The sequence below is a fragment of the Nocardia sp. NPDC006630 genome, from assembly GCF_040611495.1.
GTDB lineage: Bacteria > Actinomycetota > Actinomycetes > Mycobacteriales > Mycobacteriaceae > Nocardia.
On record NZ_JBEXOK010000003.1, the window covers coordinates 94,592 to 111,979 of the forward strand.

The following is a 17,388-nucleotide window of genomic DNA, read 5'->3' on the forward strand; positions in this document are numbered from 1 at the left end:
GCGCGCGTTCGGCTCGGCGCGTTCGATGACCACGCCGGCGTGCCGGACCAGCGAGTATGACTGCCGCCCACCGACGACAGTCCGAGTGCGCCGGTCGCAGGCGTGCAAGCGCTTTCGCCGGTCAGTGTGCTGCGTACGCGCCCGCGTCGATGTCCTCGAGCAGGGTCGGGCCGGTGGGTGTCCAGCCCAGTAGTTCTCGGGTTCGGGTGCTGGTCGCCGCGAGGTCCATGGCGAAGAAATTGCCGATCCAGCCGAAGTGGTCCAGGACGTCTTCGCCGGCGATCGAGGCGACGGGCAGCTCGAAGCGCCGGCCGATGGCTTCTGCGATGTCGCGGGTGGGGACGCCCTGTTCGGCGACGGCGTGCAGGCGGGCGCCTGCGGGTGCTTTCTCGAGGCCGAGGGCCACGAGTCGGGCGGCGTCGGAGCGGTGGACGGCGGCCCAGCGGTGGGTGCCGTCACCGGGGTAGCCGGACACGCCCTTGGCGCGGGCGATCGCGGCGATGACCGCGATGAATCCGTGGTCGCCGGTGCCGTGCACGGTGGGTGCGAAGCGCAGGCTGACGCTGTGCACGCCGCGGTCGGCGAATTCCAGTGCCAGGTTCTCGCTGCCGCCGCGCGGGGAGTTCGGGCCGTGGGCGGCGGAGGGGTCGTCCTCGGTGCCGGGGCGGCCCTGGGTGAGGCCGGCGACGCCCGAGGCGAGCAGGAACGGGCGGCCGGTATCGGCGAGGGTGTCGCCGATGGTCTGCACGGCGGCCCGTTCGGCCGCGTTCGAGACGGCCGGGTGGGAGAAGTCGTGTTTGTTCGCGAGATGGATGACCGCGTCGGCCTCTTGCGCTCCGGCGCGAATACTGCCGAGGTCGTCCAGGTCTCCGCGGCGAACCTGGACACCCTTGGCGTGCAGCGCTGCGGCGGAGGCGTCGGATCGGGCCAGCCCGGTGACCGTGTGGCCGCCGGCGAGCAGTTCATCGACCGTGGCGGAGCCGATCCATCCGGAGGCTCCCGTGACGAAAACGTGCATGATGTGATCTTCCTTCGGCTGGTAGCACCGACTGATGTCAGTCGCTGACATCAGCCTACGCTTCCATGTCAGTCACTGTCATCGCTAGACTCGAGCGCATGGCACGTTGGGAACCGGGCGCTCCGGAGCGGCTGCAGAAGGCAGCACTCGAACTGTTCGCCACCCGCGGCTACGAGCAGACCACCGCCACCGAGATCGCTCAATCCGTCGGCCTCACCGAGCGCACCTTCTTCCGCTACTTCAGCGATAAGCGCGAGGTGCTGTTCCACGGTCAGGACGCCTTCGTGCAGGCATTCCTCACCGGCGTGGACACCGCGCCGCCGGGCGCCTCCGCACTCGAGATCATCGCCTGCGCCCTGCAATCGGCGGCCTCCTTCTTCCCGGACGAGCGCCGCCCGCACTCGCGCACTCGCCAATCGGTGATCGAGCTGAATCCCGCACTGCGAGAACGCGAATCACACAAACTCTCCGGCCTGGCCGCAACCCTCGCCGGCGCCCTGCGCGCCCGCGGCATCGACGACCTGCCCGCCACCCTGGCCGCGGAATCGGGCGCCACCGTCTTCGGGATCGCCTTCACCCAGTGGATCCGCGAGGGCGAACAGCGCTCACTGGCCGACCTGTCCGCAAACGTTCTGCGCGAACTGCTCGCCCTGGCCGAAAAGGCAACGGCCGCAGGAAATTCGATTCTCGAATAAGGCCAGTCACAGCGGCCGGGAGGGGACCTTTTTCGGACGAGAGGGGACCTTTTTCGGACGAGAGGGGACCTTTTTCGGAGGGCCGGGGCGGCCTGCGGTGAGGATGCCGGCGAGCATGGCACGGAAGGTGGCACATTCCATGTGACTGGGCGCGGGGCAGGCGGCGGCGTGGCGCAGGCTTTCGCTCATGGCGCTGAGTTGGGCGATGGTGTGGTCGAGTTCGTCGGCCCGGGTGGTGAGCATGGCGCGGTCGATCTCGGGGCGGCCGTCCGGGGCGAACATTCCGGCGATGTCGTCGAGGGAGAATCCGGCGGCGCGTCCCAGGCCGATCAGGGCCAGCTGGTCCAGGACCGCGGGGGCGAAGAGGCGGCGCTGGCCGCGTCTGCCGGTGGAGGCGATGAGTTTCCTCTCCTCGTAGTAGCGCAGCGTCGAGGCGGGTACTCCCGAGCGGGCGACCACGTCACCGATGTCCAGATCCACGGCAATCCCTTGACCTCAAGTCGGCTTGAACTGACAGGGTGAAGTTTCCACCTCCGGTGACAGCAAGTAAAGGAGACTCCGATGAGTGCCGAGCCGCAGCCCGCCGAGCAGATCACCCAGTGGAACGGCCGCTCCGGGCAGGCCTGGTCGCAATCGGTGGCCCTGATGGATCAGGTGCTGCAGCCGTTCGAGGCCCTGCTGGTGGATTCGATCACCGCCGGGTCGGGTGCGCGAATCCTGGATGTGGGGTGCGGTGCGGGCGCCACGACCCTGGCCGCGGCCCGCCGGGTGGGCCCTGCCGGTGCGGTGGTGGGCGTCGATATCTCCGAGGCGATGATCAGCGCCGCCCGCGCCCGCGTGCAGGACACCGACGCCCCGGTGAGTTTCGTGATCGATGATGCGCAGAGCGCCGCGTTCGCTCCGGCGAGCTTCGATCTGATCATGTCCCGCTTCGGTGTCATGTTCTTCCCCGATTCGGTGGCCGCCTTCACGAACCTGCGCCGCGCCGCCCGCGATAGCGCCGCCCTGCGGTTCCTGTGCTGGCGCGGTATCGACCAGAACCCGTTCATGACGACCGCCGAGCGCGCCGCGGCCCCGCTGCTGCCGAATCTGCCTGCGCGCCAACCGGATCAGCCCGGCCAGTTCGCCTTCGCCGACGAGCACCGGGTGCGGGCGATTCTCGACAAGAGCGGCTGGGGCGATATCACCATTCGCCCCGCCGATGTGGAATGCACTCTGCCCGAAGAGCATCTGGTGCGCTACTTCAGCCAATTCGGTGTTGTCGGCCTGGCCTTGCCCGACGTGGACGAGGCGACGCGCACCGAGGTCATAGCGACCGTGCGCGCCGCCTTCGAACCGTTCGTGCACGCCGATACCGTCCGCTTCACCGCAGCGTGCTGGTCGGTCGAGGCGACCGCGGCGCACTGAGGCCCGTGGTCGGCGAAAGCGGCTGCCCCCAGTCGTTTACATCGTGGTGAGTGCCGCGACGGCCTCGGCGAACATGACGTGCTTGATAGCGCCGAGCGTGCTCGGATCCTTCACCCCGAGCGGGGTCAGCAGCCCCAGCGCGCTCTCGGTGACCTCGGCCTCGGGTGCAGCGGCGTCGATGAGGTCGTACACCAGGGCCTCGGGCGCCGGGAATCGGTGCCCGGTGGTCATGGACGCGATCGCCGCCTTGGGGGTGAGCTTGGACTGGATGAGCGCGGCCATGCCCTTGGTGAAGGGAATACGAATATCGGCTTCGGGGAAGCAGAAGTACCCGCGGTCGGCGCGCATGACCCGGAAGTCGTGGGCGATGGCGAGCATGGCGCCGGCGCCGAAGGCGTGCCCGGGCAGGGCGGCGGCGGTCGGCAGCGGGAAGGCCAGCACCCGCGCCAGCAGCGCCTGCACCTGGCCCACATACCAGTCCGCGCGGTCGCCATTGGCGCTGAGCCATTCCAGATCCAGGCCGTTGGAGTAGAACTTGCCGCTCGCGGTGGTGAGCAGTGCATGCGACCCGTCGGCGACGACCGTGTCCAGGGCGGCGTTCACCTCGTCGAGAAAGGCTGGGGAGAAACGGTTTTCGTCCCCGCCGAGGTCGAGGACGGCGATCTTGTCGTGGTGGGTGAGAGTCATCGGTTGTCCTTCGCGGGGTGTGGTGTGCGGGGTGGTGGTCCGACCGCGAGCACCGCGCGCACGGCGGCACGCAATTGTTCGCGGGCAAGCGGTGAGGTGAAGCGATCGCGGTCGATGAGGATCGCGGTGGGCAGATCGACCAGGCAGATGGTCAGGACATCGACGGCCCCGCCGTCGCCGCGCCCCCACAGCTGCCGGGACAGCTGCTGCATGAGCGCGATCAGCGCCCGCTGGCGTGCGTCGAGCGCCGCGCGCACCGGGTCGGGCAGGTCCTGGTCATCGAGCAGGTCCTCGCGGCGCACGGTGAAGAACATCTTGGTCGAGAGCGGGAATCGGCGGGCGAAGTCGGCGGGCGCTTCGGCCGCCGCGAGCACCGCATCCTCGCCGGTATGCCCCGCCACCAGATCGGCCTGTAGCGCGAGGAATCGTTCGGCGGCGCGAATCCAGGTGCGGGCCAGCAGTTCCGCCCGGGAGGCGAAGGTGTGGTAGATCGCCCCGTTGGAGATGCCGGTGGCGGCCGCGACCGCGCGAATGGTCACCGCGGCGGGCCCGGCTCCGGCGGCGAGCGCCTCGGCGGCATCCAGCACGGTGTCGGGGTCGTACATGCGCGGTCTGGGCATGGTTCGAACATAACAGAGCAGACGCTCTGTTACTACGGTGGTGTGCACCACCCCACACGCTTTCGCGGGCCGCTACTCCGGTGCGGGTTCGTGCACGCCGTCGGTCAGGACCGGCGCGTACATGGCCTCGATCTCGGTGGCGTACTTCTCGGCGATCGGATTGCGCCGCAGCTTCATCGTCAAGGTCACTTCGTCCCCGCCCGGCTCCCAGAAGGCCGGCAGGATGGTGAACCGTTTGATCTGCTCCACACGCGAGAGATGCGCGTTGCCGGCGGCGACCCCGCGCGCGATCTCGTCGATCAGCCCTTTGTCGGCGGCCAGCGCGGCCGCCGACGCATCGGTCAAACCGTGTTGCGCCGCATAGGGTTCCGCGGATTCGGCGTCGAGCACGATGAGGGCGGTGTTGTAGGAGCGCCGGTCCCCGATGGTGGCCAGGGCGCCGATCAGCGGGGTGGCGGCTTTGATGGTGTTCTCGATATTGGCCGGGGACATGTTCTTGCCGCCGGAGTTGATGATGATCTCCTTCTTGCGGTCGATGACCCGCAGATACCCGTCGGCGTCCTCGGTGATGATGTCACCGGTGGCGAGCCAGCCGTCGGTGAGCGCCTCGGCGGTCTTCTGCGGTTCCTGCCGGTATTCGCGCATGACCAGCGGTCCGCGCACCAGGAATTCCCCGTCCTCGGCGATCTTCGATTCCAGCCCGGGCAGCAGTTTGCCGACGGTGCCCAGCCGCGCCTGTCCCGGCGGACTGACACTGGCCACACACGTGAGCTCGGACATGCCCCACACCTCGGAGATGGGAATGCCGAGCCCGAAGAAGAATCCGAGCGTCTCGGCCGGAATCGGCGCGGCCCCCGACAGCGCCCATTTGAGTTGATCCAGGCCGAGTTTGGCGCGCAGCTTGGACAGCACCAGCTCATCGGCGTGCGCCCACTCCGCAGCTTGCACATCATCGAGAGGCGCACCCGCCAATTGCGCGGCCGCCTTGCGCCCCGCCACCTCCAGCGCCCACTCCAACCCCGCGCGCCGCTGCGCATCGGCCTCGTTCGCGACCGAGAACTCCACTGCCGCTTTGAGTTTCTCCCACACCCGCGGCACCGCGCCCCAGATGGTGGGCCGCGCGTCGATGAGCGCGGCGGGCAATTGTGTGCGATCGGGCACGGTGGTGATCTGACTGCCGTAGTACTCGTGCAGATACAGATTGGTCACCCGGTCGGCCATATGCGCGGTCGGCAGGTACGAGGTGATGCGATCCCCGAACACGACCGGCATCACCGAGGCGTACGCCTGACATTCGAAGGCCAGGTTGGCGTGGCTGATCTCCACACCCTTCGGATTGCCGGTGGTCCCGGAGGTGTAGCAGAGCGTGACAATGTCCTCAGGAGTCACCGCCTGCCAGGTGGCCTCGAAATCGAAGTCCTGGCGCACCAGCGAGGTCAGCTGCGCCACCGACAGCGTGCCCGGCACCGCGCGGTCCACGCACACGATCGTTTCGATGGGCACCCCGCTGGCGCGAATGCGATCCACATACTGCGCCTCGCACAGCACGATCCGGTTCCCGGCATTGGTAAACACATAGTTCAGCTGTTGCGCCGAGAGCGTGTTGTACACCGAGAACGAGGTCGCCCCACTGTGCTGCGCGCCCACCTCCAGCGGATAGAACTCGACCCGGTTGGCCATCATCAGGGCCACGGTGTCCCCGCGCCCGACCCCCAGCGCCTGCAATCCGCCCGCCACCGCCCGCACCTGCCGGGCATACTCGCGCCAGGTCAGCGATTGCTCCCCGCCGACCGAGCGCACCGCCACCGCCTCCGGGTCGATCGCGGCGGTCTGCTGGAATGCCGCAGGGGACGTATTCGGTTTTGTCATAACAGTTCTCGATCCACTCACCGACACCTTCTCAGACGGTAGATCGTGCCGGGTCCGGGTGTGAGCCGTTTAGGCACATCGGCGCGCCGGAGGCCGGGTTGGCGTCAATGCGCGGCAAGCAACCCATAGCGGAGGACCGCCGCATACGTCACTGTGACGTATCGACGACGGTGTAGCGGCGAAAAACAGCGGGGGAGTGCACCACTCCTCCGACTCGCCGGCGATGCCAGGGCTTGCAGGCGATACCGCCGACCATCAACCAAGTCGAAGCCCCGGCGAGGTTCGCAGTGCTACCCCGAATTCAGGAAGGGGCCTCGGACTGCCGCAGTGCGGCGCGGTCGCGGGCGCCGACGATGCCGTAGAGCAGCAGATCTTCCAGCGACGCCGCGAATCCGTCGAGATCGTCGATATCGCGAATGCACATGGCGAACAGTGCGGCCCCGGCCACGGTGTCCAGCACGGTATTCGGATCCAGCCCCGGCCGGCCCGGCGCGGCGTTCTCGCCCAGATACCCGGTCAGCTCTTCGCGGGTCGGGGTGTCGAGCCGGGCTGACAGTTTCCGGTACAGGCTCGGATCCTCGCGCATCTCGGCCATCAGCCCCGGCATGGCCGCGCGCGTCTCGGCCGAACCGAAGAGCTGAATGGTCCCGCGAATCACCTTGCGGACCTCCGAGAGCAGGTCGGGCGCAACCTTTTCCGAACCCACGTCCGGGAATACGGCCTGGGCGATGAGGTGGGCCTTGGAGGGCCAGCGCCGGTAGATCGAGGGCCGGCTCACCCCGGCGCGGGCGGCGATCGCATCGATCGAGGTTGCGCCATACCCCTGTTCGACGAGCAGCGCGCGGGCGGCGTCGAGCACGGCGCGGTCCACCGCGGGGTCGCGGTGCGGGCCCAGCCGGTGGCGTGCGGTCACGAAATCGGTCCTTGTCGGTCGGGTCGAGAGTCGTTACAGTCTGTCACATCTAAGTCGTTACAATGTGTAACTGCTGTGGACTCGAGGAGGAGTCGTGTCAGCTGCCCCGCACGCCGCACCCGCCGATACCTATCGGCCGGTACCGCTACTGCAGGACAAGGTCATCGTGGTCTCGGGCGTCGGCCCCGGCCTGGGCCACGCGTTGACCATCGAAGCCGCCCGCATGGGCGCGAACCTGGTGCTGGCCAGCCGCACCGAAAAGCGCCTGGAAAAGGTCGCCGAGCAGGTCCGCGCCCTGGGCCGCACCGCCCTGGTCGTGCCTGCCGACATCACCGACGAAACCCAGCGCCAGGCCCTCGTCGCGCGCACTCTCGAAGAATTCGGGCAGGTCGACTGCCTGATCAACAATGCCTTCGCCATCCCGCCCATGAACCCGATCACCCAGATCGACCTGGACGCGCTGCGCACCGTCAATGAAACCAATGTCTTTGCCCCGCTGCGACTCTCGGCCCTGTTCGCCGACGCCCTGGAACGCTCGCGCGGCTCGGTCATCATGCTCAACTCGTGCGTGTCCTACAGTTCGCAGCCCGAATTCTCCGGCTACAAACTCTCCAAAGGCACCCTGCAGCACCTGGCGTCCTCACTGGCCACCGAACTGGGCCCGCGCGGCATCCGCGTCAACAGCGTCGCCCCCTCGTACGTGTACGAGGACATCAACAAGGCCTACTTCGACTGGCTCGCCAGTCAGGCCGGGGTCACCCACGAGGACATCTACCGGCAGAAAGCCGAACCCACCGACCTCAAACGCCTCGCCGGGCCCGAGGAGGTCGCCCGCGCCACCCTGTTCCTGGCCAGCGACCTCGCCAGCGCGGTCACCGGCCAGATGCTCACCGTCGACTGCGGCGAATTCCACCGATGAGCACAGGAGAACCCATGAAGAAGCGAATCGTGCTGTGGGGGACCGGCGTCGTCGGCTCGATGGTGCTGACGGAAATCCTCGCCCACCCGCACTTCGAGCTCGTCGGCGTCGGCGTCAGCAATCCGGACAAGGTCGGCAAGGATGCCGGTGACCTGTGCGGCGGCGCGAAAACCGGTGTGCTGGCCACCGATTCGGTGGACGAGCTGATCGCGCTGCACCCGGACGCCGTCGTGCACTACGGGCCCACCGCCGCTCTGGCCGATGAGAACATCCGCGTCATCGGCAGCTTCCTGCGTGCCGGTATCGACGTGTGCTCGACGTCCATGACGCCGTGGGTGTGGCCGGCCATGGACAAGCTGCCCGATGTGTGGCGTGATCCGATCACGGCGGCCTGCGCCGAGGGCGGCGCGTCCTGCTTCACCACCGGTATCGACCCCGGCTTCGCCAACGACCTGTTCCCGCTGACCCTCATGGGCCTGTGCGGTGAGGTGCAGTCGGTGCGCGCCTCGGAGTTGCTCGATTACACCGACTACGAGGGCGATTACGAGCTCGAGATGGGCATCGGGCATCCGCCGGAGTTCACGGCCATGCTCGAGCATCCCGACATTCTGATCATGGCGTGGGGTGCGACCGTGCCGATGATCGCATCGGCCGCCGGGATCGAACTCGAGGACATCACCACCACCTGGGAGAAGTGGGTGACGCCCGAGGATCGCGAGTCGGCCAAGGGAATCATCAAGGCGGGCACGGTCGCCGCCATCCGCTTCAGCATCAACGGCATCTACCGGGGCCGCGAGGTGATCACCCTCGAACACGTCAATCGCATCGGCCTGGACGCGGCGCCGGACTGGCCCGCCGGGACGCGTGACGATGTCTATCGGGTTGACATAATCGGTTCGCCGTCGATTTCCCAGGAGACTTCGTTCCGGTTCACCGATGGTTCCGGCCGCACGCCGGCGGTGGCGGGCTGCCTGTCCACGGGACTGCGGGCGCTCAATGCGGTGCCTGCCGTCAATGATCTGCCGCCGGGCTGGGTGACCGCTCTGGATCTGCCGTTGATCCCGGGCAAGGGCACCATTCGGTAAGTGCCGCAACCAGTTTGCCCACCTCAATACGTCACAGTGACGTATTGAGGTGGGGTGCCGGGACCTAGGGGAGTAGGAGCCGAGAGGCCCCGAGCGGGGTCGAACGATCCCGAAGGTGCCCAGATCGCACCTTCCGGCTGATGTCGGAAATTTTACGGCTAATCATGATTTGGCCGGAAAATAAGTTCCGGCAACGGATTTCGGCTCAGCACACCGGCGCAGTGCACGACATCAGGCGAGGGGCCTGGTACATAGGCAGCCGCCGGAAAGTGCCCGAAAACGCCCGAAAACGCATGCCGCACAAGATCATTCCCAGCTCCAGGCAACCCCGTAAAAGTACCGATAATCTACATTATGTCAAGTTACGCTGATTATCGCCTGCCCCCGATGACATGCGAACTGCCATTGTCCTTCTCCACGACAATGCGCGACAGATCGCCCGGATCCGCCGGGTCGAACCACACCGTCACCTCATCGTCGACCGCGATGGGCCGCGACCGCAGCTGAAACGCCTTGGGCGTCACCCATCTCGGCACTCCCGCGGCATCGACGAACCGGACGGTTATCGTCGCCAATTTCGGCGACGGCGTCTGCGCGAACCTGGCCAGCCCGTCATCGGTGACAACTCCGGTCACCTTGACGCTACGCGTCCGCACCGCAGCCGCGGCCGCCCGGCGACGAGGCCGCACCACAGCCAGAATCAGCAGCACCACCACCGCGAGTGCCGTGACCGACAGCAGGCCGACCCCAACCCATTTCACCCCGCTACCGGTGACCAGAACCAACCCCGCCACGAATGTTGTGCAGGCCAGGTAATGGACCGGCCCCACCGCGCTACGCGGCCGCCCACTCACCGCCGAATGCGAGAGCCACGCGGTTGTCGCGAGCAGTCCGAGAAATACCAGCGGCAACGGCGGGATCAGTCCCAGCAGCCAGATCGGCTCGGTGGCAATCCGAGTCCCCGAGAAAGCCATCAGTCCCGCAGCGGCCGTGCCCATCACGAGCACCACATACTGCTTGGTCATCGACGGCCCGGAGCGATCGGGCAGCCGCGGTCGCGAGGCCGGAGGAACTGTGCTCATCTCCCCCATCCTGGCAGACCGTCAGGTTCAGTTCTTCCAGTAGTTCGCCGGACCCGCCTGTTTGTCCAGCGCCGAGGCGGCAGCATCGAGCCAGTCGGTGATGCTCTTGTCCCGGGTGAGGTTGATGTACATGGCGGTCGACTCGTACAGGTACCGGTGATTCTGCAGACCCCAGGCGCGATAGGTGCCCCACCCGGCATTGTTGTCGCAGACCGAGGCGCCGGCACCGGTTTTCGGGCACCAGACCGTCCAATCCTGATCCTGATCCTTGATGGCGTTGTACAGGCCGCTCGCCTCGTCGGCGGTGGCGAAGGCGAACACGTCGATGGACACCAGGATCTGGTCGGACGTGTCCACGTACGAGCCGCTGACCAGCTGAGTGCACTGGTGGCTGGTGAGGATCGACTTCACATTCCTGGACATCCCCGAGGTGATGCAGTCGTGCACTCCCCCTCCGCGCAGCGTGTATTTGACCTGCTTGGCATCGGTGAACGATTGCGGCAGTAGCGCATCGGTGGTGAACGGCGTCTTGTCACCGGCGGCTGTGTCGAGGGTGTTCCAGTCGAACGGCGGCGTGGTCACCGGCGGGGTGTAGCTGCTGGACGAGCTCGAGTAGCTGGTGAAGGCGTCGGTGCTGTCGTTGGGGTCGTTCGTTCTGAGGGCGGCGTAACCGATGAGGGCGATCACTCCGAGGCAGGCGACGATCGCGGCGAGGATTCCCGCGACTTTGGTGCCGGAGGTTGGCGGGTGCGCGGGCCGACCGGCGGCGAACGGGGTAGCGAGCAGGGGCGCGGGAGGTGTTCGCGCAGGAACGGTTTCGAGGACGGGACTACCGGCGGTTTCCTTCGTGAGGGATATCGACGCCACGACGGTCGCCTCGTCATCGGCAGGCGGCCCGGGACGGTCGATGAGCGCCAGCGCATCGGGGCGGTAGGCCGCGCGATCGGGAGTCAGGAAGGCCGCCTGCAGTCCGGCCAGCCACTCCCCGGCGGACGGACGCCCGTGCGGGGCAGGCGAACCGGCGAACGCCCGCGCGAACAGCGACCGCAGCGCGGGGTCCAGCTCGACCGGGATACCGGGCAGTTGCCGTTCCCCGGTGGCGACCTTCGGTGCGGCCTGGGACAGGAACAGTCCCCGATAGATCAGACCGGCGAGGGCGAGGCGGTCACCGTCCCCCTGTGCGGGCCGGAGCCCGTCACAGTCGATGAGGTGCGCATGTGGCTGGGACCGGTTCCACGCCAGATTGTGTTCGGTCAGCCCGCCGTGCGCCAGGCCTCGTTCGTCGAGTACCACGAAGATGTCGCAGATCCGGATCAGCACGCCCACCCGGAAATACGCGGCAGGTCTCTCGATCACCAGCTGGTCGAAGGTGAGCGGCATCCCGTCCGGCCGCAGGAATTCCGCCGGGAGCACGGGCGTGATCACCCCGGCCAGAGCCTGTTCTCGCAGTACCAGATCGATGGGCCAGTTGATCGAGGCCGCCGCCCATTCCTCCGATCCGGCCTGCTGTTCGGCGGCGAGCACGATCTCCCGCCCGAAAAGCACTGTCCGAGCAGCACTTCCGATCAAGTTCCGGTCGATCAGCGGCGCCCCGTACTGCTTGTAAACCCGCTCCCGCCCCGCCCTGTCCCGGCATCGGCGGCTACTCCCCTGCCCGTCCCCACCCGATTCCAGCGTTACCTCGTACACCTCACCGGATTCCCCGGTCACCGAAACCTGCGGCACGCCCCGTCCCCTCCTCCGCGGCGCCCCTGCACCGCCCTGCTACGGCGGATCGACTGTGCCACAACCGACAACAGGGCACAAAACGGACGACCAGGTCAGGCGGAGCACTATGCGGCCGAAGGTTTCTGGGGCCAGTGGACGTCGACTACCAGCCCGAAGTGGTCGCTGGCATGGATGCCGGTCAGCGGCTCGTGGAAAGCCAAGTCCGCGCGCAGGATTCGGCCCGCGCCGCCGGGACGCAGGAACGGGTCGCCGACGAAGACGTAGTCGATGCGCTGGGGCGGGACATTCAGGGCGCGGGCCTGCGGGTTGGCCAGGGGGTCGTAGGTGTTGCCGGGTTCGGTGGGGCGCAGGGTGGACCAGGCGTCGACGTAGGAGGTGCTGCGGCCCTCGATGACGGCGTTCGCGTTCAGGAAGCGCATTTCGTCGGAGGGCGGTTTGGCATTGAAGTCGCCGCAGAGGATCGCGGGCAGCGGGGTGTCCGGGTCGCGGCGGGCTCGAATGGCGTCGTCGATTGCCAGTACCTGCTGCACCCGCTGATAGGCCTGCGCGGGTGGCGGGGCCAGATGGGTGCTGAAGGCGTCGATTCCGGCGGTGTGGGCGTACAGCAGTTCGGCCTGGATGCGCCAGGAGGGATGCGGATCACGCGGGGCGGGATCGGCCGGCAGCGGCAGCACCTCGTGGCGGTCGATGGGCCAGCGGCTGAGAACGGCCGAGCCGAAGCGCAGGGTGCGGTCGGCCCAGGCGTCCTCGGGAAACGGGTACCCGCCGAAGCACCAGTGCCAGCGCCCGGCCGGGGCCTGCTCGACGAGCCAGCCGGCGGTATTGGTCCCGGGCCCGGTCTCCCAGACCTCCTGCAGGCAGACCAGATCCGGGTCCAGGCGATCGAACCAGGCGAGGATTTCCTGGCGCCGCCGCTCCCAGTGCGGTTCCAGCAGGGAGCCGATATTGAGCTGCACAATCCGCAGGACGTCGGATTCGGGCATGTCCACCTCGTATTCCGTACCGGCTCAACACTATCGGCGAGCCTGCCAACTGTAACGTGTTCTACTCTGGGTCCGGTGGATGTCACATACGAGAGCACCAAGCGCGAAGTCCGCACCGATCAGGGTGTGATCCGCTACCACGAGGCCGGTGACGGCCCGCCCCTGCTCCTGCTGCACGGATCCGGCATCGGCGTGACCGGATGGCGCAATTATCGCGGAAACCTCGCCGTCTTCGCCGAACACTTCCATTGCTACGTCCTGGAATTCCCCGGCTTCGGCGTCAGCGACCCCGTCGAGCGCGGCGGGCACCCGGTGCTCACCGCCGGTGATGCCGTCATCCGGTTCATGGATGCGCTCGGCATCGACTCCGCGCCCATGATCGGCAATTCCATGGGCGGCGTGGTGGCGGTCAACCTCGCCATCAAACATCCCGAACGGGTCGAGAAGGTCATCTCCATCGGCGGCGTCGGCGCGAGCATCTTCAGCGCCAACCCCAGCGAAGGCACCCGGCTGCTACAGGAATTCGCCGACAGCCCCAGCCGGGAAGGGTTGCTGCGCTGGCTCAACTGCATGGTCTACGACCCCAAGACCATTACCGACGATATCGTCGAAGAACGCTGGGCGGTCGCCGGTCAGCCCGATTCGCACCAGACCCTCAAAGCCATGTACGGCTCGGAATCCTTTGCGCGGCAACAGCAATTCCTCGCCGACTCCGCCATCCCGCCCTACTGGTCCATGATGCACAAGATCCAGTGCCCCACCCTGCTGACCTGGGGCGGCGACGACCGGCAGTGCCCGCCCGATATGGCCATGATTCCCCTGCGGCTCATCCCGGACGGCGAGCTGCACATCTTCCCCAAATGCGGTCACTGGGTGATGATCGAAGCCAAGCAGGCCTTCGAGCGCGTGAGCCTCGAATTCCTGCAGCGCTGAATCGGTTCGGGAGGTAACCCGGTGCCCGCAGACCCGCGGGACACCGGTCTCACGCCCTGCCTGCGCAAGGCCGGTGTGCCAAGCTGTTGCGCATGTCCGAGCGTGCGATGACCTCACCGAATATGACTGATCAGGGCCGCATTCCGTCCGTGCTGCGGTTCAGCACCGAGCTCATCGCCTGGATCGCCGCACCGTGGGCGGTAGCGGATCGCTCGTCCGTCGTGCTCGCGTTGGTGGTATTTGTGGTGCTCATCGGACTCCCGACGGTGTTCGGCACAGTCGGGGACAAGAAACAGGTGATGGTGCCCGCACCCGGCTGGGTGACCATCGCGCTGGTGATCCTGCTGGTGGCCGCGGCCGTGTGGGGCGCCTGGCTGGTGTGGCCCGTATGGGCAGCCATCCTGGTTTCCGTACTGGCCGCAGCCACCGTCATCGCCGAGATTCCGCGCTGGCGCTGGCTGCTGGGGACGTAGGACTACCAGACCAGCGAGACGTCACGCACCCGGACCCGGCCGAAGAAGCGCTTACCGATGGCCGGGCCGTCGTGGTTGTAGCTGTTCATGATGTCCGCCAGCTCCTCGGCCAGGCCCTGTAGCGCGGGACTGACAAATCCCGCGCTGTCCCAGCCCCAGTCCTGCGGCACATCCTCGACAGTGATGACAATGCTGCTCTCCCCTGGCAACGCGGTCACCGCGTAACCGATCGCGGCGGGAGCATCCCGGATCGGATCACTCACCGCCACCTCACCCGGTTGACCGGGTGAGGTGAAAACGACTCGCGCGAAAGCGATATCAGCACGGATCAGATCCGCGACCTCCGCCAGATCCGCATGCCTGGCGGCACGGTTGTACCGCGCGCCGTAGCTGCGGTCATCGACCGGCACCCGCACCGACCTGGCGAGGATCCGATCGAGCATCCGCTGCGCGGCTGCCCGTTCCCCGGCACCCGTCGCGGGATGATCGATCAGCGCGCGCAACCGCGTGATTCGAGGCAGCATCGTCGACTCCGTTCAGCGCCGGGCGAACACCGTCGCCTGACAGGCGGTCAGCAGTTCGATCAGCTCCTGCGCCGCACTCGCGTCCAGCACCGCGAACGACGGTGCGATCAGATCCTCGGTGATCGTCTCGGCCTGCATCCAACGGCCCTTCAACTCCGCGGTGATCTCCTCGAACGGTTCCGGCCAGCCGAAGGCCCGCGCCTGCTCCGGACCGGTCGTGCGCGGCGAACCGGCGATGAGCACCGCCTGCTGCGGCGTCAGACCGCTGGCGCGCACCCCGATCAGATGCAGACCGCCACGCAGCTCACGCAGCACATGGATCAGCTGCAGCACCCGGCCGGGTGCGTCATCGGCGCGCGGCAGCGCACGCCAACCGGCGAACAGCGGCGCCCCGGCCGGATCAGCGGCATCCACCACCGGCTGCAACAGCTCGGCCAGGCGCTCGGCCTGCGCGAAGTCCGCCAGCTTGCGACGCCCGAAGTCCTGGCAGGCGGCCAGATAACCGGCCGCACCCTTGGCGGCGGGCACCGCGGCCGTGGAGTCCCACGCCGCCCGAATCGCCTCCGCCCGGAAGAAGCCGAAGGCGGCCGTCACGACATCGGCGTCCACATCGCCCAGCACACCTCCGCGGCCCCGCGTATAACCGGGCATGAATCCCTCCACACCGGTGGAGGCGGAGAACTCCTTCGCCTCCCGGGAGAACATGAACCCCCCACCGATCTGCTGGACCTGATCCTTCACCGCGGACGCAACCGACATGTCCGTTCCTCTCTGAGCGGAAAGCGCAATCCACCCGAGACTATTTCACCGTTGATCGGCGCGGTCCAGGGGCCTGCTCCCCCGGCCTCCGGAGCCGAATTATTCGCAGTCGCAGTATCTTTCGACGACCGATCCGAGATCGACTGGCCCTCAACGCACCTCGGCGCACCTCACCCTGAACGAAAGCCCAGTTCCATCCGCTAACCTTCAATCGGTGCTAGGACATTCACATGCAACTAGTGGCGCGCTCGCCTGGTCAGCAGCCGCCGCAGCATTACCGCTCACCGTTTTGACCTATCCCGCAATAGAATCCGGGCAGATCCGGCCCGTCGACCTCGTGATGGGTACCTTCCTCACCGCCGGCGCGGCCCTGCTGCCCGACGCCGACCACCCCAACGGCACCATCTCCCATGTGCTGGGGCCGGTTTCACACGCCGCCTGCAAGGTGATCTCGAAAGTGTCCGGCGGACACCGGCATGCGACGCACTCCTTCGCCTTCGTCGCCGCCGTCACCTACGGCACCTGGGCCGGTGAACACTGGCTCGGCCGCTACTTCACGCTGGGACTGGTCTTCTTCCTGCTCGCGCTCGCCATCCGGGCACTCAATCTCGCACCCACCGGCGACGGCGCCAAAGCCTGGGTCACCGTCGTAATCCTCGCCACCTGCGGCACATTCGCCATCGACCACTGGATCAGCGACAAACCCCTCTGGCTGCCCTTCTCCGTCGGTCTGGGCTCCTTCGCGCACCTGGTCGGCGACTGCCTCACCGATCGCGGCTGCCGGCTGCTGTGGCCGCTGCGCATCCGCACCCGGATCCCCATAATCGAGCGCACCGGCAACTGGATGGAGACGTTCGTCCTCGTACCGATCTTCGCACTCGGCACCATGGCCCTGCTCTGGTACACCATCACCCATCAACCGTGATCACTCACCAAGGGTGACAAGGGAATTCCGGGGGCCGCGCCCCCGGAAACCCGGACTGCTCCGCAGTGCGCCGGGCCCGCATCCACACCTCGGCCTGCCCTCCCCGAGCCTGCGGCGGCCCGCATTCCCGGACGTTCCGCCCACCCTCGGCCGATACCAACCGCACAGTCCTGACGTGCTCGTATGATCCGTTGGTCAGGTGTATGAAACGGATGGAGGCGGAATGAGCGATCGCGAAGAACTCGACTGGGAACTGTTCGGCGACGCCAGCCGGGAGCTGGCACAGCAGATCGCCGACGACGGCTTCGAACCCGACCTGATCCTGTCCATCGCGCGCGGCGGACTCTTCGTCGCCGGCTCGCTCGGCTACGCCCTCGACGTGAAGAACCTGCACGTCATGAACGTCGAGTTCTACACCGGCGTCGACCAGCGGCTCGACCTGCCGGTCATGCTGCCGCCGGTACCCAATGCCGTGGACCTCACCGGCGCGACCGTACTCGTCGCCGACGATGTCGCCGATACCGGCGCGACGCTCAAGCTGGTACGCGACTTCTGCAAAGACCATGTCGCAGAGGTGCGTTGCGCGGTCATCTACGAGAAGCCGCGCTCGGAGGTGAACTGCGAATACGTGTGGAAGCACACCGACCGCTGGATCAACTTCCCGTGGTCCGTGCGGCCGCCCGTCGTCAAGCGCGCGGTCCGCGTCCTCGACGCCTGACCCCGGGCTGCCGCCTGTACAGAGACAGCAACGCGCCGGGTTCGAATCAT

The 17,388-nt window shown here is 67.2% G+C and carries 19 protein-coding genes; 8 read left to right on the top strand and 11 right to left on the bottom strand.

Going from position 1 to position 17,388, the window contains the following annotated elements; translation table 11 throughout:
* Positions 1–121: 121 nt before the first annotated feature.
* Positions 122–1,018, bottom strand: a complete 897-nt coding sequence (locus tag ABZX86_RS08620) for an SDR family oxidoreductase (RefSeq protein ID WP_355121478.1) — start codon at positions 1,016–1,018, stop codon at positions 122–124.
* A 98-nt stretch (positions 1,019–1,116) separates the two neighbouring features.
* Between ABZX86_RS08620 and ABZX86_RS08625 the strand changes: the two genes are divergently transcribed.
* The gene (locus tag ABZX86_RS08625; protein ID WP_355121480.1) at positions 1,117–1,713 is read left to right on the top strand and encodes a TetR family transcriptional regulator; all 597 of its coding nucleotides are present in this window, start codon (positions 1,117–1,119) and stop codon (positions 1,711–1,713) included.
* 6 nt (positions 1,714–1,719) lie between these two features.
* On the opposite strand, the gene ABZX86_RS08630 is transcribed toward ABZX86_RS08625, so the two are convergent.
* Positions 1,720–2,193 carry a helix-turn-helix domain-containing protein gene (locus ABZX86_RS08630; RefSeq protein WP_355121482.1) on the bottom strand — a complete coding sequence of 158 codons (474 nt, stop codon included), beginning with the start codon at positions 2,191–2,193 and terminating at the stop codon, positions 1,720–1,722.
* A gap of 81 nt (positions 2,194–2,274) precedes the next feature.
* On the opposite strand from ABZX86_RS08630, the gene ABZX86_RS08635 reads away from it, so the two are divergent.
* On the top strand, positions 2,275–3,120 hold the full coding sequence (locus ABZX86_RS08635) for a class I SAM-dependent methyltransferase (protein WP_355121484.1): 846 nt from the start codon (positions 2,275–2,277) through the stop codon (positions 3,118–3,120).
* A 36-nt stretch (positions 3,121–3,156) separates the two neighbouring features.
* Here ABZX86_RS08635 and ABZX86_RS08640 read toward each other — a convergent pair whose 3' ends face one another.
* From ABZX86_RS08640 to ABZX86_RS08655, 4 genes are all read right to left on the bottom strand, one after another.
* Positions 3,157–3,807 (bottom strand): enoyl-CoA hydratase-related protein, encoded by a 651-nt coding sequence (locus tag ABZX86_RS08640; protein ID WP_355121486.1) that lies wholly within the window; start codon positions 3,805–3,807, stop codon positions 3,157–3,159.
* A complete protein-coding gene (locus ABZX86_RS08645; protein ID WP_355121488.1) occupies positions 3,804–4,427 on the bottom strand; it encodes a TetR family transcriptional regulator in 624 nt (207 codons plus the stop codon). Before ABZX86_RS08645 ends, ABZX86_RS08640 begins: the two co-directional genes overlap by 4 nt.
* A gap of 72 nt (positions 4,428–4,499) precedes the next feature.
* The gene (gene fadD11 / locus ABZX86_RS08650) at positions 4,500–6,296 is read right to left on the bottom strand and encodes a fatty acid--CoA ligase FadD11 (protein ID WP_355121490.1); all 1,797 of its coding nucleotides are present in this window, start codon (positions 6,294–6,296) and stop codon (positions 4,500–4,502) included.
* 301 nt (positions 6,297–6,597) lie between these two features.
* Complete coding sequence (locus ABZX86_RS08655) at positions 6,598–7,209, bottom strand: TetR/AcrR family transcriptional regulator (protein ID WP_355121492.1); 612 nt, start codon at positions 7,207–7,209, stop codon at positions 6,598–6,600.
* Between the two features lie 94 nt (positions 7,210–7,303).
* Between ABZX86_RS08655 and ABZX86_RS08660 the strand changes: the two genes are divergently transcribed.
* Together ABZX86_RS08660 and ABZX86_RS08665 are read left to right on the top strand one after the other, a co-directional pair.
* The gene (locus ABZX86_RS08660; protein WP_355121494.1) at positions 7,304–8,128 is read left to right on the top strand and encodes an SDR family oxidoreductase; all 825 of its coding nucleotides are present in this window, start codon (positions 7,304–7,306) and stop codon (positions 8,126–8,128) included.
* Between the two features lie 14 nt (positions 8,129–8,142).
* Positions 8,143–9,213 (top strand): dihydrodipicolinate reductase, encoded by a 1,071-nt coding sequence (locus ABZX86_RS08665; protein ID WP_355121496.1) that lies wholly within the window; start codon positions 8,143–8,145, stop codon positions 9,211–9,213.
* A gap of 371 nt (positions 9,214–9,584) precedes the next feature.
* Here the strand turns inward: ABZX86_RS08665 and ABZX86_RS08670 are convergent, their stop codons facing one another.
* The 3 genes from ABZX86_RS08670 to ABZX86_RS08680 form a co-directional block, all read right to left on the bottom strand.
* The gene (locus ABZX86_RS08670; protein WP_355121498.1) at positions 9,585–10,295 is read right to left on the bottom strand and encodes a hypothetical protein; all 711 of its coding nucleotides are present in this window, start codon (positions 10,293–10,295) and stop codon (positions 9,585–9,587) included.
* 27 nt (positions 10,296–10,322) lie between these two features.
* On the bottom strand, positions 10,323–12,020 hold the full coding sequence (locus tag ABZX86_RS08675) for a hypothetical protein (protein WP_355121500.1): 1,698 nt from the start codon (positions 12,018–12,020) through the stop codon (positions 10,323–10,325).
* Positions 12,021–12,127: 107 nt separating this feature from the next.
* Positions 12,128–13,006: an endonuclease/exonuclease/phosphatase family protein gene (locus ABZX86_RS08680; protein WP_355121502.1), complete on the bottom strand. Its 879-nt coding sequence runs from the start codon at positions 13,004–13,006 to the stop codon at positions 12,128–12,130.
* Positions 13,007–13,081: 75 nt separating this feature from the next.
* Between ABZX86_RS08680 and ABZX86_RS08685 the strand changes: the two genes are divergently transcribed.
* Together ABZX86_RS08685 and ABZX86_RS08690 are read left to right on the top strand one after the other, a co-directional pair.
* Entirely contained in the window at positions 13,082–13,939 is an 858-nt protein-coding gene (locus ABZX86_RS08685) for an alpha/beta hydrolase (RefSeq protein ID WP_355121504.1), read from the top strand.
* A gap of 92 nt (positions 13,940–14,031) precedes the next feature.
* Positions 14,032–14,412 (top strand): hypothetical protein, encoded by a 381-nt coding sequence (locus ABZX86_RS08690; protein ID WP_355121506.1) that lies wholly within the window; start codon positions 14,032–14,034, stop codon positions 14,410–14,412.
* Positions 14,413–14,414: 2 nt separating this feature from the next.
* Here ABZX86_RS08690 and ABZX86_RS08695 read toward each other — a convergent pair whose 3' ends face one another.
* Both ABZX86_RS08695 and ABZX86_RS08700 read right to left on the bottom strand, forming a co-directional pair.
* Positions 14,415–14,936 (bottom strand): hypothetical protein, encoded by a 522-nt coding sequence (locus ABZX86_RS08695; protein ID WP_355121508.1) that lies wholly within the window; start codon positions 14,934–14,936, stop codon positions 14,415–14,417.
* Between the two features lie 12 nt (positions 14,937–14,948).
* Positions 14,949–15,695, bottom strand: coding sequence for a hypothetical protein (locus ABZX86_RS08700; protein WP_355121510.1), 747 nt, complete (start codon positions 15,693–15,695; stop codon positions 14,949–14,951).
* A gap of 214 nt (positions 15,696–15,909) precedes the next feature.
* Between ABZX86_RS08700 and ABZX86_RS08705 the strand changes: the two genes are divergently transcribed.
* Positions 15,910–16,620: a metal-dependent hydrolase gene (locus tag ABZX86_RS08705; protein WP_355121512.1), complete on the top strand. Its 711-nt coding sequence runs from the start codon at positions 15,910–15,912 to the stop codon at positions 16,618–16,620.
* 223 nt (positions 16,621–16,843) lie between these two features.
* Positions 16,844–17,338, top strand: a complete 495-nt coding sequence (locus ABZX86_RS08710; protein WP_355121514.1) for a phosphoribosyltransferase — start codon at positions 16,844–16,846, stop codon at positions 17,336–17,338.
* The last annotated feature ends 50 nt before the right edge of the window (positions 17,339–17,388 follow it).

Coding starts and splice junctions, on each gene's coding strand:
- ABZX86_RS08670 (WP_355121498.1), bottom strand. CDS start 10,295: ATGAGCACAGTTCCTCCGGCCTCGCGACCGCGGCTGCCCGATCGCTCC.
- ABZX86_RS08620 (WP_355121478.1), bottom strand. CDS start 1,018: ATGCACGTTTTCGTCACGGGAGCCTCCGGATGGATCGGCTCCGCCACG.
- ABZX86_RS08700 (WP_355121510.1), bottom strand. CDS start 15,695: ATGTCGGTTGCGTCCGCGGTGAAGGATCAGGTCCAGCAGATCGGTGGG.
- ABZX86_RS08695 (WP_355121508.1), bottom strand. CDS start 14,936: ATGCTGCCTCGAATCACGCGGTTGCGCGCGCTGATCGATCATCCCGCG.
- fadD11 (WP_355121490.1), bottom strand. CDS start 6,296: ATGACAAAACCGAATACGTCCCCTGCGGCATTCCAGCAGACCGCCGCG.
- ABZX86_RS08680 (WP_355121502.1), bottom strand. CDS start 13,006: ATGCCCGAATCCGACGTCCTGCGGATTGTGCAGCTCAATATCGGCTCC.
- ABZX86_RS08690 (WP_355121506.1), top strand. CDS start 14,032: ATGTCCGAGCGTGCGATGACCTCACCGAATATGACTGATCAGGGCCGC.
- ABZX86_RS08635 (WP_355121484.1), top strand. CDS start 2,275: ATGAGTGCCGAGCCGCAGCCCGCCGAGCAGATCACCCAGTGGAACGGC.
- ABZX86_RS08665 (WP_355121496.1), top strand. CDS start 8,143: ATGAAGAAGCGAATCGTGCTGTGGGGGACCGGCGTCGTCGGCTCGATG.
- ABZX86_RS08640 (WP_355121486.1), bottom strand. CDS start 3,807: ATGACTCTCACCCACCACGACAAGATCGCCGTCCTCGACCTCGGCGGG.
- ABZX86_RS08625 (WP_355121480.1), top strand. CDS start 1,117: ATGGCACGTTGGGAACCGGGCGCTCCGGAGCGGCTGCAGAAGGCAGCA.
- ABZX86_RS08710 (WP_355121514.1), top strand. CDS start 16,844: ATGAGCGATCGCGAAGAACTCGACTGGGAACTGTTCGGCGACGCCAGC.
- ABZX86_RS08645 (WP_355121488.1), bottom strand. CDS start 4,427: ATGCCCAGACCGCGCATGTACGACCCCGACACCGTGCTGGATGCCGCC.